This is a genomic window from Nocardioides bruguierae (assembly GCF_023656415.1).
Taxonomy (GTDB): domain Bacteria; phylum Actinomycetota; class Actinomycetes; order Propionibacteriales; family Nocardioidaceae; genus Nocardioides; species Nocardioides bruguierae.
The window spans coordinates 200,274-218,669 of the sequence record NZ_JAMOIL010000003.1; the positions used below are offsets into that span (position 1 = coordinate 200,274).

The following is an 18,396-nucleotide window of genomic DNA, read 5'->3' on the forward strand; positions in this document are numbered from 1 at the left end:
CCGTGCGGGTGATCAGCGGTCGTCTCGGGCGTGGTCAGGTGGAGGGACGGACCCGGGGTTCACCGCTGGAACAAGGGTGGCTCCGGTAACGTTGACCCAACTCCTGCCGATCGGTGGGACGAGAGAGGAGGCCCGCATGGTGCTGTTCCGTCGACTGCTCGGCGACGTGCTCCGTGCCCACCGCGTGGAGCGGGGCCTCACCCTGCGCCAGGTGTCGCAGGAGGCACGCGTGTCGCTGGGCTACATCTCCGAGATCGAGCGTGGCCAGAAGGAGGCGTCCTCGGAGCTGCTGGCGTCGCTGTGCGGCGCGCTCGAGGTGCCGCTCTCGTCCGTGCTCCGGTCGGTCTCCGACGCCGTGGCGCTGGAGGAGGCCGCACTCGGCTCCGCCGTGGACGCCGCCGTCGCGGGCGCCACGCCCATCCCCGTCACCCGCCGAGAGGACGTCGTCGCCTCGGCGGCCTGACGCTCCCGCACGACCGTCACCGGGTCATCCTGCGCTCGCGAGCGCAGGATGACCCAGTGCTGGTTTCGAAAGCGATGTGTCCCGGAGGGCGTCAGCCCCGCAGCTGGAGCCCGCGCGGGGTGGTGGTGAAGCCGGCGGACCCGAGCGCCTCGCGGACCGGTGTGGCCGACCCCAGCAGCGCAGCTCCGTCCGCGCGCTCCAGGGTGATCCGGCCCAGCGACCCGCGGCGGGCCGCGGCCACGAGCGCGCCGGCGGCCGTCGCCAGCTCGTCGGGGTCGTCGGTGAAGCTGAGCAGGGTCTTGCCTCCCCGCTCGAGGTAGAGCGCCAGGCGACCGTCCACGACGACCACGATGGCCCCGGCCTTGCGGCCCGGACGATGACCCGAGGACTCGGCGGCCTCGGCACCCTCGGGCGCGGGGCGCTGCGGCCAGTCGAGGGCCGCGCCGTACGGGTTGGCCGGGTCGGAGGCGGCCAGGACGACGGCCTGCGGCCGCGCGGCCGGGTCGGCGACGCGCGGGGCGTCGGCGTGGGTCCGCAGGCGGTCCACGGCTCCGGCGCTGCCGAACTGGGCCGCTCCCAGGCCGGCCACGAAGTAGCCGCGACGGGTGCGGCCGGAGTCCTCGAAGGCGCTGAGCACCTTGTAGACCGCGGCGAAGCCGCCCGGCACCCGCTCCGCGACCACGCTGCCGCGGGTCAGCACGCCGTACCGCTCCAGCAGCCGCTCGGCAGCCGCGTGCGCGCGCCGGGTCGGGTCCGCGTCCACCTCGGGCAGCAGGGACCACCGGCCGACCGTCTCCGGCGGCCCGCCGCGCACCACCCCGCGGGGACGTGCACCGCCGCGGCCGCTGGTCGTGGACGCGAGCCGTGGCCGGGCCGGGGCGCGGCGGGTGCGCTGGGTGGCCCTGCCCGAGCGGGTCAGGGCACGCAGGGCCGAGAGCGTGTCGTTGCCGACCACGCCGCCCCAGGCCAGCTCCCACAGGGCGGTGGCGACGTTCTGCTCGGTGGCGGTGACGCCGGTGGCGCCCACCTGGGTGACGAGCTGGTGGAAGAACCAGGCGCCGCCGCCGTCCAGCACCTCCAGGAGCGCGGCGTGCAGCGCCGGCCACGACCCACCGTCCTGGGCCCCGGCGGGGCCGGTGGCGGGCGCCGGCAGGGTCAGGTGGGCGGTGTCCGCGAGGTGCAGGGAGACCCAGCCGTCCGCGCCACCGAGCGCACCGTGGCCGGCCCACACCACCTCACCGGTGCTGGTCAGCTCGTCCAGGTGCGCCGGCTCGTAGTCGGTGACCCGGGCGGGCAGGACGAGTGACTCCAGCGCGCTCGCCGGCACGATCGCCCCCGCGAGCTGGTCGATGGCGGCGACCACGCCGTCCACCCCGCGCAGCGCGCCCCGGCGGGCCCGGGGCTCGCGGTGGCCGGGCGACCGCTCGGGGGCGGCCGGCTCGACGGCCTCGACGTGCTGCCAGGCGGGCAGGAACCGGCCCAGGGCGTCGGGGTCGACCGGCTCGATCTCCTCGCGCAGCCGTGCGAGGGAGCGCCGTCGCAGTCGGCGCAGCACCTCGGCGTCGCACCACTCGGTGCCACTGCCGCCGGGGCGGAACTCCCCGTCCATCACGCGCCCCGCGGCCACCAGGCGCTGGAGGGTGTGCCGCACCACCGCGCTGCCGAGCCCCAGCCGGGCGGCGACCTCGTCGGCGGTGAAGGGTCCGTGCGTGCGCGCGTACCGGCCCACGAGGTCGGCGAGCGGGTCGTCGACCGGGTCGGTGAAGGCGTCGGGCGTGCCCGGCGGGACGGGCACGCCGAGGCCGTCGCGCAGGCGCCCGACGTCCTCGACCATCGCCCAGCGCTCCTCGCCGGCCATCCGCACCTGCACCGCGCGGCGGCTCGCGGCCAGCCCGGTGAGCCACTCCTCGACCGTGACGGCGTCGGTGCCGGGCACCGACCGCTCCTGCACCTCGGCGGTGCTCAGCGGGCCGAGCAGACGCAGGGCGTCGGCGACGCCCTCGGCGTCCTTGACCCGGCGGTCCTCGGCGAGCCGCTGCAGCTCGGCCTCCACCTCGGTGACGACGTCCGGGTCCAGCAGCTCGCGCAGCTCGGCGCGGCCGAGCAGCTCGGCGAGGAGGGACTGGTCGAGGGACAGCGCGGCGGCCCGTCGCTCGGCCAGGGGGGAGTCGCCCTCGTAGACGAACTGGGCGACGTAGCCGAAGAGCAGGGTGCGGGCGAAGGGGGAGGGGGTGGTGGTCGTGACCTCCGCGACCTGGACGCTGCGCTGCTCGACGCGGCTCAGCAGGGTCACGAGGCCGGGCAGGTCGTAGACGTCCTGGAGGCACTCGCGCACCGCCTCGAGCACGATCGGGAACGACGGGTACTTCGAGGCCACCTCCAGCAGCGAGGCGGCGCGCTGACGCTGCTGCCACAGCGGGGAGCGTCGTCCGGGGTCGCGGCGGGGGAGCAGGAGGGCGCGGGCGGCGCACTCGCGGAAGCGGGAGGCGAACAGGGCCGAGCCGCCGACCTCGGTGGTGACGACGTCCTCGATCTCCTCGGGCGAGAACACCAGCACGTCGGCACCCGGGGGCTCGGCGTCGGTGTCCGGCACGCGCACCACGATGCCGTCGTCCGAGGCGACGGCCTGGCCGTCGATGCCGTACCGCTCGCGCAGCCGGGCGTTGATCGCCAGGGCCCAGGGAGCGTGCACCGGGACGCCGTAGGGGGAGTGCAGCACCAGCCGCCAGTCGCCCAGCTCGTCGCGGAACCGCTCCAGCAGCAGCGTGACGTCGCTGGGCACGGTGGTCGTGGACTCGGCCTGCTCGTGCACATAGCCGACGAGGTTGCTCGCGGCGTTCTCGTCCAGGCCCTGCTCCCGGGCCCGCGCCTCCGCCTTCGGGCGCGGCATGCCGGCCAGCTCGCGGGTCAGCGCACCGACGGCCTCCCCGAGCTCGGCCGGGCGGCCCAGCGTGTCGCCGCGCCAGAAGGGAAGCTTGCCCGGCAGACCGGGAGCCGGGGAGACGAGCACCCGGTCGTGGGTGATGTCCTCGATGCGCCAGCTCGTGGCGCCGAGCGCGAACACGTCGCCGACGCGGGACTCGTAGACCATCTCCTCGTCGAGCTCGCCGACGCGCTTGCCGGGCCCCTTCTCCTCGCTGCCGCCGACGAGGAAGACCCCGAACAGGCCGCGGTCGGGGATGGTGCCGCCCGAGGTCACGGCCAGTCGCTGGGCACCGGGGCGCCCGGTCACCTCGCCCGTCACCCGGTCCCACACGACCCGGGGCCGCAGCTCGGCGAACTCGTCGCTGGGGTAGCGACCCGAGAGCAGGTCGAGCACGGAGTCGAACGCCGAGCGGGGCAGGGCCGAGTAGGGGGCCGCCCGCCGCACGAGGCCGAAGAGGGCGTCCACCTCGAGGGTGTCCATCGAGGTCATCGCCACGACCTGCTGGGCGAGCACGTCGAGCGGGTTCGCGGGCACGTGCAGGGACTCGATGGCGCCGGTGCGCATCCGCTCGACCGACACCGCGGTGGGGGCCAGGTCGCCGCGGTGCTTGGGGAAGAGCACGCCGTGCGAGGTCTCGCCGACCTGGTGGCCGGCGCGGCCCACGCGCTGGAGCGCGCTGGCCACGCTCGGCGGCGACTCGATCTGGATCACCAGGTCGACCGAGCCCATGTCGATGCCCAGCTCGAGGCTGGAGGTGGCGACGACCGCCGGAAGGCGACCCCGCTTCAGGTCGTCCTCGATGAGCGCGCGCTGGTCCTTGCTGACCGAGCCGTGGTGGGCCCGGGCGAGCACGGGGGCGCCCTCGACGACCCCGTCGGCCACGCCGGCCTGGGCCATGGTCTCGGCCGGGGGAGCACCCGGGCCGGGCGTGCGCGGCACCACGTCGCCCGGCTCGGCCTCGACCCCGGCGCGCTCGGCGGCGATCGCGTTCAGCCGCGCCGTGAGCCGCTCGGCCAGTCGACGGGAGTTGGCGAAGACGATGGTGGAGCGGTGGGCCTCGATGAGGTCGGCCACGCGCTCCTCCACGTGCGGCCAGATGCTGGAGGCCCGTCGGGCAGCGTCGGGGTCGGGCCGGGTGGGGGCCTCGAAGCCGTCGTCGACCTCGAACGGGTCGGGCTCGCGGGCGGCCTCCGCGCCGCCCGGCTGCTCCATGTCCTCGACGGGGACGACCACCTCGAGCTCCCATTGCTTGGCCGCCGGCGGGGCGACGATCTCCACCGGTGCCGGCCCACCGAGGAACTGGGCGACCTCCTCGAGCGGCCGGACCGTGGCGGAGAGGCCGACCCGCTGCGCCGGGCGCTCCAGCAGCTCGTCGAGCCGCTCCAGGGTCAGCGCCAGGTGGGCGCCACGCTTGGAGCCGGCCACGGCGTGCACCTCGTCGACGATCACCGTCTCCACCCCGCGCAGCGACTCGCGCGCCTGCGAGGTGAGCATGAGGAACAGCGACTCGGGGGTGGTGATGAGGACGTCCGGGGGCCGGGTCGTGAGGCGGCGGCGGTCGGCGGCGGTGGTGTCGCCCGACCGGACGCCGACCTGGACGTCGTGGACGCGGGTGCCGAGCCTGTCCGCGGTGTGCCGGATGCCGGTCAGCGGCGCGCGCAGGTTGCGCTCGACGTCCACCGCGAGGGCCTTCAGCGGGCTCACGTAGAGGACGCGGCAGCGCTTCTCCTTCTCCTCCGGCACGGGGCTGGTCATCAGCCCGTCGATGGCGGAGAGGAACGCCGAGAGCGTCTTGCCCGATCCGGTGGGGGCGACGACGAGCGCGTGCCGGCCCGCGGCGATCGCGTCCCACGCGCCCGTCTGCGCGGCGGTGGGCTCGGCGAAGGCCGCGCGGAACCACGTGCGCGTGGGTTCGCTGAACCTGTCGAGGGCGTCGGGCACGTCGCACATCCTGGCCGACGCCACCGACAGCCCGGTCACCCTGCCGGGCCGCGGACCGGGCGCGCCACGCGCCGCGGGTCCGCCCTGCCGGCCGGGACCGGGGGTCCTCGGAGTTGTCGAACGATCGAGCATCCGAGTCCGCCTTCGTCGAACGTTCGATCAACGGCCGGGGGAGGAGCCTGCCCAGTGGCAGGATATCGATGATGCTCGGCTTTCCTGCCGCTTCCGCGAGGAGTGCCACCGCACGAGGATCAGAGACATGAGCACCGGTCACGACCTCGCGCCCTTCGACGCGGCGGCGCCCGCCACCCCCGACACCAAGGACTGGACCTGGGTCCTGGAGCAGCCCTGCCCCGACTGCGGGTTCGTCTCCGGCTCCGTGCCGCGGACCGCGCTGGGCCAGACGCTGCGCGCCCAGCTGCCGACGTGGCGGGCGGTCGTGACGGGAGAGGGGGCGAGGACCCGTCCCGACCCGGGTACCTGGTCGCCCACCGAGTACGCCTGCCACGTCCGCGACGTGCAGCGGGTCTTCGGCGAGCGGGTGCGGGCGGTCGTGGCGGCCGTCGACGAGCCTGCGAGGTTCGCGAACTGGGACCAGGACGCCACGGCCGTGCAGGCGCGCTACGACCTGGCCGACCCGGCCACCACCCTGGCGGAGCTGGAGGCCGGCGTCCTCGAGGTGGTCGACCTCTACGACGGGCTCGACGCCGACGACGAGGCGCTGTGGGCGCAGCGGGGGCTGCGCAGCAACGGCAGCGCGTTCACGCTGGAGACCCTGGCCGCCTACCACCTGCACGACGTGGTCCACCACGGCTGGGACGTGGCCCCCGGCTGAGGCCGACCACGGCCGGGGGCGGGGCCCGGTGCAGGATGGACGCATGCGGCACACCGACTTCTGGACGCGGATGGAGGAGGTCCTAGGCGATCGCACCCGGTCCTTCTCCCGGCTGACCGTGCTCACCCAGCTGGGCGGTCGCACCCCGCTCGAGGCCCTGGAAGAGGGCGTGCCCCCCAAGCAGGTCTGGGCCGCCGTCCACGCGTTCCTCGAGCTCCCCAAGCACCTGAGCTGACACCGGCGCCGGCGGCGCCGGCCGCCCGCGGCCGCTGGCTCGCTGCCGGCAGATCGGCGACGTCCCACCCACCTGGTGTCGCAGCCCTCTGCCAGAGTGGGCCGCATGAGCGAGACCACCACCACGCCCCGCGCCGACGTCGCCGTCATCGGCGGCTCGGGGTTCTACTCCTTCCTGCCCGAGGCCGAGCAGGTCGAGGTCTCCACGCCCTACGGCGAGCCGTCGTCGGCGATCAGCGTCGGCGAGGTCGGCGGCACGCGGGTGGCGTTCCTGCCCCGCCACGGCCGCGACCACCGCTACCCGCCGCACCTCATCCCGTACCGCGCCAACCTCTGGGCCCTGCGCTCCCTGGGCGTCAAGCAGGTCATCGCCCCGTGCGCCGTGGGTGGCCTGCGGCCCGAGGTCGCGCCCGGCGACGTCGTCGTCCCCGACCAGCTGGTCGACCGGACCTACCGCCGCAACCCGTCCTTCGTCGAGCGCGGTGGGGTGCACCTGCCGTTCGCCGACCCCTACTGCCCGGGCGTGCGCACGGCGCTGGTGGGCGCCGCCGAGGACATCAAGGACGGCGGCACCATGGTCGTCATCGAGGGCCCGCGGTTCTCCACCCGGGCCGAGTCGCAGGCCTACGCCGCCTCCGGGTGGACGCTGATCAACATGACCGCGACGCCCGAGGCGCCGCTGGCCCGCGAGATGGGCATGTGCTACGCCTCCATGGCCCTCGTGACCGACATGGACGCGGGCGCCGAGGGCGAGCACGGCGTCTCCGCGGACGAGGTGATGGCGCTGTTCGCGCAGAACCTCGAGCGGCTGCACGGCATCCTCGGCTCGGCCGTCGCGGCCCTGCCCGACCCGGCCGACTGCTCCTGCGCGTCCTGGCTGGAGGCGACCCCGCCGACCTACGCCATCCCCGACCCCGACGCGGCCGGCCTGCCGGGCGCCGGCGCCTGATGCGGGTCCTGCTCACCGGGTCGGAGGGCTTCATCGGCGGTGCGGTCGCCGACGCGCTCGAGGCCCGCGGCGACGAGGTCGTCCGCGTGGACCTGATGCTGCCCATGGCGCACGGCGAGGCCGCCGCGCCGGCCGGCACCCACCAGCGCGACGTCCGCGACGCCGGCACCTGGGGCGACCTGCTGGCCGGTGTCGACGTGGTGTGCCACCAGGCCGCGGTCGTCGGCGCCGGCGTCACCGTGGCGGACCTGCCGGCCTACGCCGGCGTCAACGACCTGGGCACGGCCGCGCTGCTGGCCGCCATGCACGAGGCGGGCGTCGACCGGCTGGTGCAGGCGTCCTCGATGGTCGTGTACGGGGAGGGCCGCTACACCTGCCCCGAGCACGGCGACCAGGTGCCCGGCCCGCGCAGCCGGGCCGCGCTGGAGGCCGGCGACGTCGAGAACCACTGCCCCGTGTGCGACCGCCCGCTGGGCTGGGGCCTGGTGGACGAGGACGCCCGGCTCGACCCGCGCTCCACCTACGCCGTCAGCAAGCTGGCGCAGGAGGGCTACGCCTCCGCCTGGGTGCGACAGGCCGACGCCGCGTCGATCTCGCTGCGCTACCACAACGTCTACGGCCCCCGGATGCCCCGCGACACCCCGTACTCGGGGGTGGCCGCGATGTTCCGCTCCAGCCTGGAGCGTGGGCAGGCCCCGCAGGTCTACGAGGACGGCGGGCAGATGCGCGACTTCGTGCACGTGCACGACGTGGCTCGCGCCAACCTCGCTGCCCTCGACGCCGTGGTCGCGGCGCCGGCGGGGCACGTGGCGGCCTACAACGTCGCCTCGGGCCACCCGATCGGGATCAGGGACGTCGCCACCCTCGTCGCGCGCGGCACCGGCTCCGACCTCCAGCCGGAGGTCACCGGCGGCTACCGGCTCGGGGACGTGCGGCACATCGTCGCCAGCCCGGAGCGGGCCCGGCGCGAGCTGGGGTTCAGCGCGGAGATCCTGCCGGAGCAGGGGCTGCCCGCCTTCGCCACGGCGCCGCTGCGCGCCTGAGCGCCTGAGCACTCGATCGGTCGGCGTCACCAGGACGTGTAGAACAGCTGCTGCACGAGGATCGTGCCGGCCAGCTGCACGGCGAGCCCGACGCGCAGCCACCGCCCGCGACCCTCGAGCACGCCCGGGAGCAGTGCCACGGCCAGCGTCAGCCACGGCACGAAGGGCACCCAGATCCGCTCGGTCTCGGCCTTGCTCATGCGCGAGGCGTCCGCCAGGAGCACCACCAGGGCCGTCGCGAGCGAGAGCAGGACGACGGTGCGCACCGCGTCCCGGGCCGGGCCGGCCAGGGGGGAGACCGCACGCAGGCGGGCCCCGGCGACCGCCAGCGCCCCGGGGACGAGCGGGCCGGTGATGACGACGAGCGCCGCCAGGTTGCCCCACAGCCAGTAGGCGGCCGGGCGGTCGGCGGCGATCCCGTCCCAGTACCGGTCGTGCAGCACCGGGTAGGCCTCCCACCAGGCGAAGCCGGCGAGGGCGAAGCCGAGCACCACGGCCAGCGCGGCCAGGGCCGCCGGGACGAGCGGGCGCCACGAGCGTGCGGTCGCGAGCACGGCGAGGGCGACCAGCCCCATGAGCGGCATCCCGTAGGACATCATCACGCCGGCCCCGAGCAGGAGGCCGGCGACGACGGACCACGGCAGCCAACCACGTCCGCGGGTCGTCGCGGCCACGGCGAGCGCGGCCAGGCCCCAGGCCATGGTCGCGCCGATCACGGCGTCGGCGGAGACCGCCACGAACACGGCGACGGGGGAGAGGACGAGGAAGGGGGCCGCGGCCCGGGCGTGCCGCTCCGCGCCGAGGGCCCGGGCCGCGACGAGCACGGCCAGGGGCAGGGTCGCCCCGACGACGGTGACGACGACGCCGGCGGCAAGGTCGCCGCCGAGGCCCAGGTGCACGAGCCCGACGAAGAACAGCAGCATCAGCGGCGGGTGCCCGGCCACGTGGGTGGGCCAGTTGTCGGGCGCGGCCGCGTAGGGGATGCGGGAGACGTACTCGCCGAGCAGCGCGCCGACGTCCGTCACCGACCGCGCGGTGGGCAGGTACTCCACGTCGCTGCCGAGGACGCGGGACAGGCCGCTGGGCCCGTCGACCAGTGCCAGTGCCAGGCACCAGCCCAGGCAGAGCAGGTAGCCGACCAGCAGCAGCCGACCCCAGCGCGCCGTGCGGGCCCACCGGCCGAACCACGTCCACCCGAGCACGGCCAGGGCGAGCGCCGGCAGCGTGCCCGGCCCGAGCAGCTTCGGCTCGAGCCAGCCGTGCAGGGGAGGGATGAGGGGTGCGTCCACGGAGGACCGGGAGGCCCGGGTGTGGACGTCCCAGCCCAGCAGGTGCGGCAGCGCGAACGCGAGCGCGACCAGCACCAGCGCGACGCCCACGCCCCAGGCGGCCACCCGGCCGTCGCGGTCGTGCGAGCCGACCGGGCGCGTGGCCCGGGGCTCCCGGTCGCTCGTCCTGGACATGGGCAGACCCTAGGCAGCACGGTGCACGAGTCGGCACCCGTCCGGGGGAGGTGAACCTGAGAGGTCGCCGAGAAGTCGCCCCGACCAACGCCTGGTGACTGCTTCCTCACCCACACGGGGGCCGGAAGTCGGTCTAGCGTCACCCCATGCCTCCCGCCGACACGCTGGCAGACCTCGTGCTGCCCTGCCGCGACGAGGGCCCGGCGCTGCGGTCGCTGCTGCCGCAGGTGCCGGCCGCTCTGCGGGTGATCGTGGTCGACAACGGGTCCACCGACGACACCGCCGCCGTGGCCGCCTCGCTCGGGGCCACGGTCGTGCACGAGACGCAACCCGGGTACGGGGCCGCGGTGCACACGGGGCTGCTGGCCGCGACCGCCGAGCACGTCGCGTTCATGGACGGCGACGGGTCGATGGACCCCCGGCAGGTGCTGGCGCTGCTGGACGACGTCGTGGCCGGTCGTGCCGACATGGCGGTCGGCCGCCGGCGTCCCGTGCGACGGGGCGTGTGGCCCTGGCACGCACGCCTGGGCAACGTCCTGATCCTGGCGTGGCTGCGGCGCCGCATCGGCACGAACGTGCACGACATCGCGCCGGTGCGGGTGAGCCGACGGGACGCGCTGCTCGCGCTGGACGTGCGCGACCGCCGCTTCGGCTACCCCGTCGAGCTGCTGCAGAAGATGACGCTGGCAGGCTGGCGCGTCGTCGAGCACGACATCGACTACCACCCCCGGGCGGCCGGCACCCGCTCGAAGGTGTCGGGCTCGGTGCGCGGCACCGCCCGCGCCGCCCGTGACTTCTGGAAGGTGCTCGCATGACCACCCGCGTCCTCGTCGTCGCCAAGGCCCCCGTGGCCGGGAGGGTCAAGACCCGCCTCGGCGCGGACGTCGGCATGCACACCGCGGCCCACGTCGCCGCCGCGTCCCTGCTCGACACCCTCACCGCGGCCGCGGCCGCCGTGGGTGCCGCGCACTGCCACCTGAGCCTGGCGGGCGACCTGGCCGAGGCGGTGCGCGGCGAGGAGCTGCTCGCGGCCACGACCGGCTGGCACGTCCACCCGCAGGTCGGCGACGGGTTCGCCGCCCGCCTGGCCCGGGCCCACGCCGACGTGGCCGCGACCGGCCCGGGCGCCGTCGTCCAGGTCGGCATGGACACTCCCCAGGTCACCCCTGCCCTGCTGCTGGACGCCGCAGCCGGCCTCGAGGACCACGACGCGGTGCTGGGCGACGCCACCGACGGGGGCTGGTGGGTGCTGGCGCTGCGCGACCCCTCCCGCGCGGCCTGCCTGGCCGGCGTACCGATGTCGGTGCCCGAGACCGGTCGGCTGACCCGCGACGCCCTGGAGGACGACGGGCTCACCGTCGGCTCCACCGCCGTCCTGACCGACGTGGACACGGTGCCCGACGCCGACGCGGTCGCCCCGCTGGCAGGCCCGATGTTCGCGGCCTCCTGGGCGGCCGCCCGCCCCGTGACGACCGGAGGCACCCGATGACCATCTCCCGGCCCGACCCTGCCGAGGACCGACGCGTCTCCTTCACCGACGCCTTCTCCTCCGCGTTGCGGGGTGCCCCGGCCGGCTTCGGGCGTGCGGAGGCCGCCGCGCACGCCGACCTCCTGCCCGTGCACGCGTGGTCGGGCGAGGCCACCACCGAGGACGAGGCCCTGCTGGCGCTCTGCGAGGGCGCGACCATCGACCTGGGCTGCGGCCCCGGGCGGATGGCCGCCGCCCTGGTGCGGCGTGGGCACCGGACCCTCGGCGTCGACGTCGTCGAGGAGTGCGTGCGGCTGACCCGCGCCCGCGGCGTGGACGCCGTGCACGGCTCCCTGTTCGAGACCCTGCCCGGCGAGGGCTCCTGGACCACCGCGCTGCTCGCCGACGGCAACGTCGGCATCGGCGGCGACCCCGTTCGGCTGCTCGAGCGGGCCGCCGCGATCCTCGGGCCCGCCGGTCGCGTGGTCGTCGAGGTGGCGGGCCCCGGAGTGCGCTCCACGTCGCGGTGGATGACCCTCGAGGTGGACGGGGTGGCGTGCCGACCGTTCCGCTGGGCCGTGCTCGGCACCGACGACGTCTGCGCCGTGGCGGTCGCCGCCGGTCTCGCCGTGCGCTCGATCGAGCGGGTCGGGCGCCGGTGGGTCGCGGTGCTGGACCGTGGCGTCGAGGGGGTCGCCGGGTCCAGGATGGTGGGATGACGGACGCCGGCGCTCCCGCACCCGGCCGGAGGCGCCTCGCCAGCCTGCGACCGCCGCGCGAGGAGGACTTCTCCCCGCGGCTGCGCAGCCCCGCGGTCGCGGCGCGCGTCGGCGTGGCGCTGGGCGTCTGCTTCGGCCTCGCGTTCCTGACCGGCCTGGTCAGCCACTACTCGCAGCTGCCCGACCCGCCGGTGCCCGTGCCGACGTCCCCGTCCTGGGGCTACCGGGTGACGCAGGGCCTGCACGTGGCCACCGGCATCGCCGCCATCCCGCTGCTCCTGGTCAAGCTGTGGACCGTGCTGCCGCGGCTGTTCCAGGCCATGCCCCGCGGCGTCGGCCCGCTCGCCGTCGCCACCGCCGAGCGCGTCAGCGTGGCGCTGCTCGTCGCCTCGGCGATCTTCATGCTCGTCACGGGGCTGATGAACTCCACGCAGTGGTACCCGTGGGCGTTCTCCTTCCGCAGCACCCACTACGCCGTCGCCTGGGTGGCGGTGGGCGCGATCGTGCTGCACGTGGCGGTGAAGCTGCCGGTGATCCGCACGGCCCTGGGCGCCGACCTGGAGGACACCTCCCAGGACCGCGTCCCCAAAACGTCCCCGACCAGGGGTGTCGACCAGGAGGGGCTCTCGCGGCGCGGCCTGCTCACGGCCACGTGGACGGCGGCGGGCCTGGCGGTCCTCGCCACCGCCGGCGCCACCGTGCCCTGGCTGCGGCGCGTGTCCGTCCTGGGCGTGCGCTCCGGCGACGGCCCCCAGGGCGTGCCGATCAACCGGACCGCCTCCGCCGCGGAGGTGGACCCGGCGGCCGTCGGCGAGGACTACCGCCTCGAGGTCGTGCACGGCGAGCAGAGCGTCACCCTGAGCCGGGCGGACCTGGAGGCCATGGAGCAGCGCACCGAGGCCCTGCCGATCGCGTGCGTGGAGGGATGGAGCGCCCAGGGCACCTGGTCGGGCGTGCGGGTCCGCGACCTGCTCGACCTCGTCGGCGCCCCGGCGGGCGCGGCCGTCGTCGTCGACTCCCTCCAGCAACGGGGCGCCTTCTCCTCCACCCGCCTGCCGGGCAACTTCGCGGACGACCCACGCACCCTGCTCGCGCTCGGCCTCTCCGGCGAGCCGCTGAGCCTCGACCACGGCTACCCGGCGCGGATCATCGCGCCCAACCGGCCCGGGGTCCTCCAGACCAAGTGGGTCCACCGGCTCGAGGTGCAGGCATGAACGCGGGGGAGGGGACGGACGTGGCCGACGGGCCGGGCGGGCCCCGTCAGGTGGGGCAGGTGGGGCAGGTCGGGCGGGTGGTGCTGGGCGCGCTCGGGGTCCTCGTCCTGGGCTACGGGCTGTTCCTGCTGGTCTCCCGCCGGTCGTTCGGCGACCTCGTCGACGCCGGCCTCTGGCTGGCCGGTGGGGTGCTCGTGCACGACGTGCTGCTCTCGGGGCTGCTGATCGCGCTGGGCGCCGCGGCAGCCCGGTGGCTACCGGGGAGGTGGCGCGGGCCGCTGGCCGGAGGACTGGTGGTGCTCGGCTCGCTCACGCTGCTCGCCGTCCCGTTCCTCGGCGGGTTCGGCCGCGCCAACGCGCCGGACAACCCCACGCTGCTCGACCGGGACTACCTCGCGGGGTGGCTGCTGCTGGTGGCGCTCACGGCGCTGGGCGTGCTGCTCGCGCGGTACCGGCCGCGCCGCTGAGCCGCGGCGGCGCAGGCGGCCTGCCGTCGCGTCGGGAGAGGGCGCGACACGCCGTCCGCCGCGTTGTTGATCGAACACTTGTTCGGGCTAGATTGTGTCCACAAGCGTGTCGCGGAGCGCGGTCGTCCACAGCCCCGCCGCGGGTCGAGGGTGACTGTCGGTGCCTTCTCCTAGCGTCGCCCACGACATGAGAGAACAAGGCCAGCCGGGTCAGGCCCGGGGGAGACGGAGACAGAAGATGGCTGCGAAGACCACCACGGACAAGTCCGGGGACAAGAACAAGGCGCTCGACGCCGCCCTCGGCAACATCGAGCGCCAGTACGGCAAGGGCTCGATCATGCGGCTCGGCGACGAGACCCGTGCCCCGCTGGAGATCATCCCCACCGGCTCGATCGCCCTCGACGTCGCGCTCGGCCTCGGCGGTCTGCCCCGCGGCCGCGTCGTCGAGATCTACGGCCCGGAGTCCTCCGGTAAGACGACCGTCGCGCTGCACGCGGTGGCCAACGCCCAGGCCGCCGGCGGCATCGTGGCCTTCATCGACGCGGAGCACGCGCTCGACCCCGAGTACGCCAAGAACCTGGGCGTCGACACCGACGCGCTGCTGGTCTCCCAGCCCGACTCCGGTGAGCAGGCCCTGGAGATCGCGGACATGCTGATCCGCTCCGGGGCGCTCGACCTCATCGTCATCGACTCCGTGGCCGCCCTGGTGCCCCGTGCCGAGATCGAGGGCGAGATGGGCGACAGCCACGTCGGTCTCCAGGCGCGCCTGATGAGCCAGGCGCTGCGCAAGATGACCAGCGCCCTCAACGGCGCCGGCACCACCGCGATCTTCATCAACCAGCTGCGCGAGAAGATCGGCGTCATGTTCGGCTCGCCCGAGACCACCACCGGTGGTCGTGCGCTGAAGTTCTACTCCTCGGTCCGCCTCGACGTGCGCCGCATCGAGACGCTGAAGGACGGCACCGACATGGTCGGCAACCGCACCCGCGTCAAGGTCGTGAAGAACAAGGTCGCCCCGCCGTTCAAGCAGGCCGAGTTCGACATCATGTACGGCAAGGGCATCTCCCGCGAGGGCGGCCTCATCGACGTCGGCGTGGAGGCGGGTCTCGTCCGCAAGGCCGGTGCCTGGTACACCTACGAGGGCGACCAGCTCGGCCAGGGCAAGGAGAACGCGCGCACGTTCCTGCGCGACAACCCCGACCTCGCCAACGAGCTGGAGAAGAAGATCCTCGAGAAGCTCGGCGTCGGCCCGACCGTCGACGCCCCGGCCGACGAGCCGGTCGGCATCGACGACTTCTGAGTCGCCCTTCTCTCATGGGTCACCTGCACGAGGACCGTCCCGCTCCCTCCTGGGCCGGTGACGTCTCCCTGGGCGTGGACGCGTGGACGCGTCGCGCCCCGGAGGCGGCACCTGCCCAGGAGTCGGCCGACGCCGACGACGCCGCGGAGGAGCGAGGCTCGACCCGGGGCGGGCGCGGCCAGGGACGAGGACAGGGACGAGGACGGGGCCGCGGGCGCCGGTCCTCGGGTCCGGGCGGCGGTCAGCGCTCACGCCGGCACGGGGACGACGTGCCCCGGGACGCGCCGGGCCCACCGGAGAACCCGGAGGAGGTCGCCCGGGCGATCCTGCTCGAGCAGCTGACGGGTCGTGCGCGCTCCCGCGCGGAGCTGGCCGAGAAGCTGGCCGCCAAGCTGGTGCCCGACGACGTGGCCGAGCAGCTGCTGGACCGGTTCGAGGAGGTCGGTCTGGTCGACGACGAGGCCTTCGCCCGGGCCTGGGTCTCCTCCCGCCAGCCCACGAAGAAGCTGGCCCGCCGCGCGCTGGCGCAGGAGCTGCGCCGCAAGGGCGTCGACGACGAGGTCGCGAAGGTGGCGCTCGACGAGGTCGACCCGGCCGACGAGGAGGCGGCTGCGCGAGACCTCGTCCGCAAGAAGCTGCGCTCGATGCGGTCCCTCGACGACACGGTCGCCATGCGACGGCTGCTCGGTGCCCTCGGACGCAAGGGGTTCGGCGGCGAGATGGCCTACCGGGTCGTCCACGAGGAGGTCCGGGCCGACCGCGAGGGGGACGACGGGGCGGCCGGTGAGGACACCCCGTGGGACCTGCCATGATGTCGCCGTGGCAGACGAGCGCGAGATCCTGACGTACGAGCTGTTCGGCACCGCGGTGCGCGAGATCGCGCAGTCCGTCGCCGACTCGGGCTACGAGCCCGACCTGGTGCTCTCCATCGCTCGCGGTGGTCTCGGGCTCGGCATGGGCTTGGGCTACGCGCTGGGCGTGAAGAACCTCTCCGCCGTCAACGTGGAGTTCTACACCGGGATCGAGGAGCGCCTCGACGTGCCGATCATGCTCCCGCCGACGCCGGACGCCGTGGACCTCTCGGGCATGAAGGTGCTCATCACCGACGACGTCGCCGACACCGGCAAGACGCTGCAGACCGTCCTGGACTTCTGTGGCGACCACGTGGCCGAGGCGCGCTCGGCCGTCGTCTACGAGAAGCCGTGGACCGTGGTGCGCCCCGACTACGTGTGGCGCCACACCGACCGCTGGATCGACTTCCCGTGGTCGAGCCTGCCGGTCGTCACGCCGCGCGACGCCTGAGCAGGCGCCGCGCGACGCACGCGCTCGCGGACGGTCAGTACCGCGTCGCGGTGTAGACGACGCTCTTGGTCTCGGCGTAGGCGGTCGAGGCCGGGATGCGCAGGCGGTACTTGATCTTCGCGCCGCTCTTCTTGGGGGCCGCGACGTTGACGCGGTAGCGAGCCTTCGCGTTCGTCCGAGTGCGGGTGTAGAGGACCCACTTCTTGCCCTGCTTGCGCTCCACGGCGATGAGCTTGCGCTTGTAGCCGGCCACGACCTTGCCCTTGAGGCCGATGCCGCGCGTGGTGTTGAAGGTCGAGGCGTTCAGGTTGCGCTGCACCTTGGCGGTGATGGTGCTCTTGGAGGGCGCGTAGACCTCGCCGGTGCTGGGGTGAGTGCCGCCGGCGTAGATGACGCGGTAGGTGGCGTTGCCGACGGCCTTGGTGGAGTCGTACAGGTAGGCCGCGTCGTCCTCGGAGGTGGCGATGGTGGTCCACTTCTTGGTGCCGGCCATGCGGCGCTTGACGGTGAGGCCGCCGTAGTAGACCTGGTCGCCGTCGGCGGTCTCAACGTTGATGGAGAGGCTCAGGGCGTCGCCGTGCTTGGGCACGCCCGGCTGGGTGCGGTAGCTGCTCGCGGTGAGCCAGCGGTTGGTGGTGCTGCCGACGATGGTGGTCGTCGTGTCGGCGCTCGCGGCGGGGGCGAGGAGCAGCGAGAGGCTGCTCGCCAGCAGGACGGTGGCGAGACCCGAGGAGAGCAGGCGGACGGATCGGGGGAGACGTGAGGACACGTGGGGTCCGTTCTGGGAGGGGGGTGCGCCGGTCGACGCGCACAGGGACTACCCAGAGAGGCGTCAGTAAAACCCTGTCCTAGACCACTGGCCACTAGGGTGCTCCTGTGATCGAGCACGTCGCGGTGACGCGGTACGTCACCCCGTTGCGGGAGGGCGGCAGCCTCCCGGGAGTCGTGGAGGCCGACGACCTCGGCACCTACGTCTGCAAGTTCCGTGGCGCGGGCCAGGGCCTGAAGGTGCTCGTGGCCGAGGTCGTGGTGGGCGAGCTGGCCCGCAGGTTGGGCCTGCGGACGCCGGTGCTCGTCGAGCTCGACCTCGACGCGGAGCTGGCCCGCTACGAGGCCGACGAGGAGGTCCAGGACCTCATCAACGCCTCGGTGGGCTCGAACCTGGGCATCGACTTCCTCCCCGGCTCGTTCGGCTTCGACGGCTCCACGTCCGTGGGCGCCGAGGAGGCGGCGCGGGTGCTGTGGCTCGATGCGTTCTGCGCCAACGCCGACCGTTCCTGGAGGAACCCCAACCTGCTGGTGTGGAACGGCGACCTGTGGGTCATCGACCACGGCGCCAGCCTGTACTTCCACCACGCCTGGGCCGGGGGGATCACGGACCCCCAGCGGTTCGCGGCCCAGCGCTGGGATGCCTCCGACCACGTGCTGCTGCCGCTGCTCGAAGGCGGTGCGGACGTGCTGGCGGCCGTCGACGACGAGATCGGCTCCCGCATCGACGAGGCGCTGCTGACCGAGGTTCTCGCCGAGGTCCCCGACGGCTGGCTCCAGCCCGTGCCCGGGGCCGACACGGCCGAGGAGGTCCGGGGGGCCTACGTGCGGTTCCTGCTGGCCCGACTGGGCACGCGGCAGTGGCTGCCGGACCTGGCGGACCTGTCGGGGCCGGGGGGCGCGTCGTGACGCAGCGTGTGTCCTACCAGTACGTGGTGCTGCGCTGCGTGCCTCGCCCCGAGCGCGAGGAGTTCTGCAACGTGGGGGTCGTCCTGTACTGCCACGCCACCGACTTCCTCGGGGTCGCGCACCGGGTCGACGAGGCCCGGCTCTCCGCCCTGGCCCCGGGGCTCGACCTGGCGCACGTGCACCGCGGGCTCGCCTACGCCGAGGCGGTCGCCTCGGGCTCGCCGGCGGCCGGGGCCGCCTCGGGTGAGCGCACCAGCCAGCGCTTCGGGTTCCTCAAGGCTCCGCGCAGCACCGTGCTGCAGCCTGGCCCGGTGCACGGCGGGGTCTGCGAGGACCCCGCCGCAGCACTGGGTCGGCTGCTGGACGCCTACGTGGACTGAGCCGGCGGCCCGGCT

The 18,396-nt window shown here is 74.7% G+C and carries 18 protein-coding genes; 15 read left to right on the plus strand and 3 right to left on the minus strand.

The genetic code is table 11. The features are described 5' to 3' along the window. Nucleotides 1-136 precede the first annotated feature (136 nt). Nucleotides 137-463: a helix-turn-helix domain-containing protein gene (locus tag M8330_RS04515; RefSeq protein WP_250056958.1), complete on the plus strand. Its 327-nt coding sequence runs from the start codon at nucleotides 137-139 to the stop codon at nucleotides 461-463. Between the two features lie 91 nt (nucleotides 464-554). Here M8330_RS04515 and M8330_RS04520 read toward each other — a convergent pair whose 3' ends face one another. Continuing rightward, a complete protein-coding gene (locus tag M8330_RS04520) occupies nucleotides 555-5,339 on the minus strand; it encodes an ATP-dependent helicase (RefSeq protein ID WP_250826367.1) in 4,785 nt (1,594 codons plus the stop codon). A gap of 250 nt (nucleotides 5,340-5,589) precedes the next feature. On the opposite strand from M8330_RS04520, the gene M8330_RS04525 reads away from it, so the two are divergent. The 4 genes from M8330_RS04525 to M8330_RS04540 all read left to right on the plus strand — a co-directional run bounded on the left by M8330_RS04525 (nucleotide 5,590) and on the right by M8330_RS04540 (nucleotide 8,391). Beyond that, nucleotides 5,590-6,165 (plus strand): DinB family protein, encoded by a 576-nt coding sequence (locus M8330_RS04525; protein WP_250826368.1) that lies wholly within the window; start codon nucleotides 5,590-5,592, stop codon nucleotides 6,163-6,165. 43 nt (nucleotides 6,166-6,208) lie between these two features. Continuing rightward, nucleotides 6,209-6,400 (plus strand): DUF3046 domain-containing protein, encoded by a 192-nt coding sequence (locus M8330_RS04530; RefSeq protein ID WP_250826369.1) that lies wholly within the window; start codon nucleotides 6,209-6,211, stop codon nucleotides 6,398-6,400. A 105-nt stretch (nucleotides 6,401-6,505) separates the two neighbouring features. Beyond that, nucleotides 6,506-7,348, plus strand: coding sequence for an S-methyl-5'-thioadenosine phosphorylase (locus tag M8330_RS04535; protein WP_250056966.1), 843 nt, complete (start codon nucleotides 6,506-6,508; stop codon nucleotides 7,346-7,348). Further along, the gene (locus tag M8330_RS04540) at nucleotides 7,348-8,391 is read left to right on the plus strand and encodes an NAD-dependent epimerase/dehydratase family protein (RefSeq protein ID WP_250056968.1); all 1,044 of its coding nucleotides are present in this window, start codon (nucleotides 7,348-7,350) and stop codon (nucleotides 8,389-8,391) included. Before M8330_RS04535 ends, M8330_RS04540 begins: the two co-directional genes overlap by 1 nt. A gap of 26 nt (nucleotides 8,392-8,417) precedes the next feature. Here M8330_RS04540 and M8330_RS04545 read toward each other — a convergent pair whose 3' ends face one another. After that, on the minus strand, nucleotides 8,418-9,854 hold the full coding sequence (locus tag M8330_RS04545) for a hypothetical protein (protein WP_250826370.1): 1,437 nt from the start codon (nucleotides 9,852-9,854) through the stop codon (nucleotides 8,418-8,420). Between the two features lie 146 nt (nucleotides 9,855-10,000). Here M8330_RS04545 and M8330_RS04550 point away from each other — a divergent pair, with 146 nt between their 5' ends. The 8 genes from M8330_RS04550 (at nucleotide 10,001) to M8330_RS04585 (ending at nucleotide 16,324) form a co-directional block, all read left to right on the plus strand. After that, the gene (locus tag M8330_RS04550; RefSeq protein WP_250826371.1) at nucleotides 10,001-10,669 is read left to right on the plus strand and encodes a glycosyltransferase family 2 protein; all 669 of its coding nucleotides are present in this window, start codon (nucleotides 10,001-10,003) and stop codon (nucleotides 10,667-10,669) included. Further along, complete coding sequence (locus tag M8330_RS04555; RefSeq protein ID WP_250826372.1) at nucleotides 10,666-11,343, plus strand: TIGR04282 family arsenosugar biosynthesis glycosyltransferase; 678 nt, start codon at nucleotides 10,666-10,668, stop codon at nucleotides 11,341-11,343. The genes M8330_RS04550 and M8330_RS04555 overlap by 4 nt, the downstream gene beginning before the upstream one ends. Then, nucleotides 11,340-12,041: a class I SAM-dependent methyltransferase gene (locus tag M8330_RS04560; RefSeq protein WP_250826373.1), complete on the plus strand. Its 702-nt coding sequence runs from the start codon at nucleotides 11,340-11,342 to the stop codon at nucleotides 12,039-12,041. Before M8330_RS04555 ends, M8330_RS04560 begins: the two co-directional genes overlap by 4 nt. After that, on the plus strand, nucleotides 12,038-13,255 hold the full coding sequence (locus M8330_RS04565; RefSeq protein ID WP_250826374.1) for a molybdopterin-dependent oxidoreductase: 1,218 nt from the start codon (nucleotides 12,038-12,040) through the stop codon (nucleotides 13,253-13,255). The genes M8330_RS04560 and M8330_RS04565 overlap by 4 nt, the downstream gene beginning before the upstream one ends. Further along, nucleotides 13,252-13,722 carry a hypothetical protein gene (locus M8330_RS04570; protein WP_250826375.1) on the plus strand — a complete coding sequence of 157 codons (471 nt, stop codon included), beginning with the start codon at nucleotides 13,252-13,254 and terminating at the stop codon, nucleotides 13,720-13,722. Before M8330_RS04565 ends, M8330_RS04570 begins: the two co-directional genes overlap by 4 nt. 238 nt (nucleotides 13,723-13,960) lie before the next feature. Continuing rightward, nucleotides 13,961-15,022, plus strand: coding sequence for a recombinase RecA (gene recA, locus M8330_RS04575; RefSeq protein ID WP_250056981.1), 1,062 nt, complete (start codon nucleotides 13,961-13,963; stop codon nucleotides 15,020-15,022). Nucleotides 15,023-15,036: 14 nt separating this feature from the next. Beyond that, complete coding sequence (locus tag M8330_RS04580; RefSeq protein ID WP_250826376.1) at nucleotides 15,037-15,834, plus strand: regulatory protein RecX; 798 nt, start codon at nucleotides 15,037-15,039, stop codon at nucleotides 15,832-15,834. Between the two features lie 7 nt (nucleotides 15,835-15,841). Continuing rightward, the gene (locus M8330_RS04585; RefSeq protein WP_250056985.1) at nucleotides 15,842-16,324 is read left to right on the plus strand and encodes a phosphoribosyltransferase; all 483 of its coding nucleotides are present in this window, start codon (nucleotides 15,842-15,844) and stop codon (nucleotides 16,322-16,324) included. Between the two features lie 34 nt (nucleotides 16,325-16,358). Here M8330_RS04585 and M8330_RS04590 read toward each other — a convergent pair whose 3' ends face one another. Beyond that, the gene (locus tag M8330_RS04590; RefSeq protein ID WP_250826377.1) at nucleotides 16,359-17,093 is read right to left on the minus strand and encodes a hypothetical protein; all 735 of its coding nucleotides are present in this window, start codon (nucleotides 17,091-17,093) and stop codon (nucleotides 16,359-16,361) included. A gap of 107 nt (nucleotides 17,094-17,200) precedes the next feature. On the opposite strand from M8330_RS04590, the gene M8330_RS04595 reads away from it, so the two are divergent. Both M8330_RS04595 and M8330_RS04600 read left to right on the plus strand, forming a co-directional pair. Then, the gene (locus M8330_RS04595) at nucleotides 17,201-18,001 is read left to right on the plus strand and encodes a HipA family kinase (protein WP_250826378.1); all 801 of its coding nucleotides are present in this window, start codon (nucleotides 17,201-17,203) and stop codon (nucleotides 17,999-18,001) included. Next, nucleotides 17,998-18,381: a DUF3037 domain-containing protein gene (locus M8330_RS04600; protein WP_250056999.1), complete on the plus strand. Its 384-nt coding sequence runs from the start codon at nucleotides 17,998-18,000 to the stop codon at nucleotides 18,379-18,381. The genes M8330_RS04595 and M8330_RS04600 overlap by 4 nt, the downstream gene beginning before the upstream one ends. Nucleotides 18,382-18,396 lie beyond the last annotated feature (15 nt).

Excerpts from the sequence above, each read along its gene's own strand:
- M8330_RS04515 (WP_250056958.1), top strand. The coding sequence starts at position 137 with ATGGTGCTGTTCCGTCGACTGCTCGGCGACGTGCTCCGTGCCCACCGC.
- M8330_RS04520 (WP_250826367.1), bottom strand. The coding sequence starts at position 5,339 with ATGTGCGACGTGCCCGACGCCCTCGACAGGTTCAGCGAACCCACGCGC.
- M8330_RS04525 (WP_250826368.1), top strand. The coding sequence starts at position 5,590 with ATGAGCACCGGTCACGACCTCGCGCCCTTCGACGCGGCGGCGCCCGCC.
- M8330_RS04530 (WP_250826369.1), top strand. The coding sequence starts at position 6,209 with ATGCGGCACACCGACTTCTGGACGCGGATGGAGGAGGTCCTAGGCGAT.
- M8330_RS04535 (WP_250056966.1), top strand. The coding sequence starts at position 6,506 with ATGAGCGAGACCACCACCACGCCCCGCGCCGACGTCGCCGTCATCGGC.
- M8330_RS04540 (WP_250056968.1), top strand. The coding sequence starts at position 7,348 with ATGCGGGTCCTGCTCACCGGGTCGGAGGGCTTCATCGGCGGTGCGGTC.
- M8330_RS04545 (WP_250826370.1), bottom strand. The coding sequence starts at position 9,854 with ATGTCCAGGACGAGCGACCGGGAGCCCCGGGCCACGCGCCCGGTCGGC.
- M8330_RS04550 (WP_250826371.1), top strand. The coding sequence starts at position 10,001 with ATGCCTCCCGCCGACACGCTGGCAGACCTCGTGCTGCCCTGCCGCGAC.
- M8330_RS04555 (WP_250826372.1), top strand. The coding sequence starts at position 10,666 with ATGACCACCCGCGTCCTCGTCGTCGCCAAGGCCCCCGTGGCCGGGAGG.
- M8330_RS04560 (WP_250826373.1), top strand. The coding sequence starts at position 11,340 with ATGACCATCTCCCGGCCCGACCCTGCCGAGGACCGACGCGTCTCCTTC.
- M8330_RS04565 (WP_250826374.1), top strand. The coding sequence starts at position 12,038 with ATGACGGACGCCGGCGCTCCCGCACCCGGCCGGAGGCGCCTCGCCAGC.
- M8330_RS04570 (WP_250826375.1), top strand. The coding sequence starts at position 13,252 with ATGAACGCGGGGGAGGGGACGGACGTGGCCGACGGGCCGGGCGGGCCC.
- recA (WP_250056981.1), top strand. The coding sequence starts at position 13,961 with ATGGCTGCGAAGACCACCACGGACAAGTCCGGGGACAAGAACAAGGCG.
- M8330_RS04580 (WP_250826376.1), top strand. The coding sequence starts at position 15,037 with ATGGGTCACCTGCACGAGGACCGTCCCGCTCCCTCCTGGGCCGGTGAC.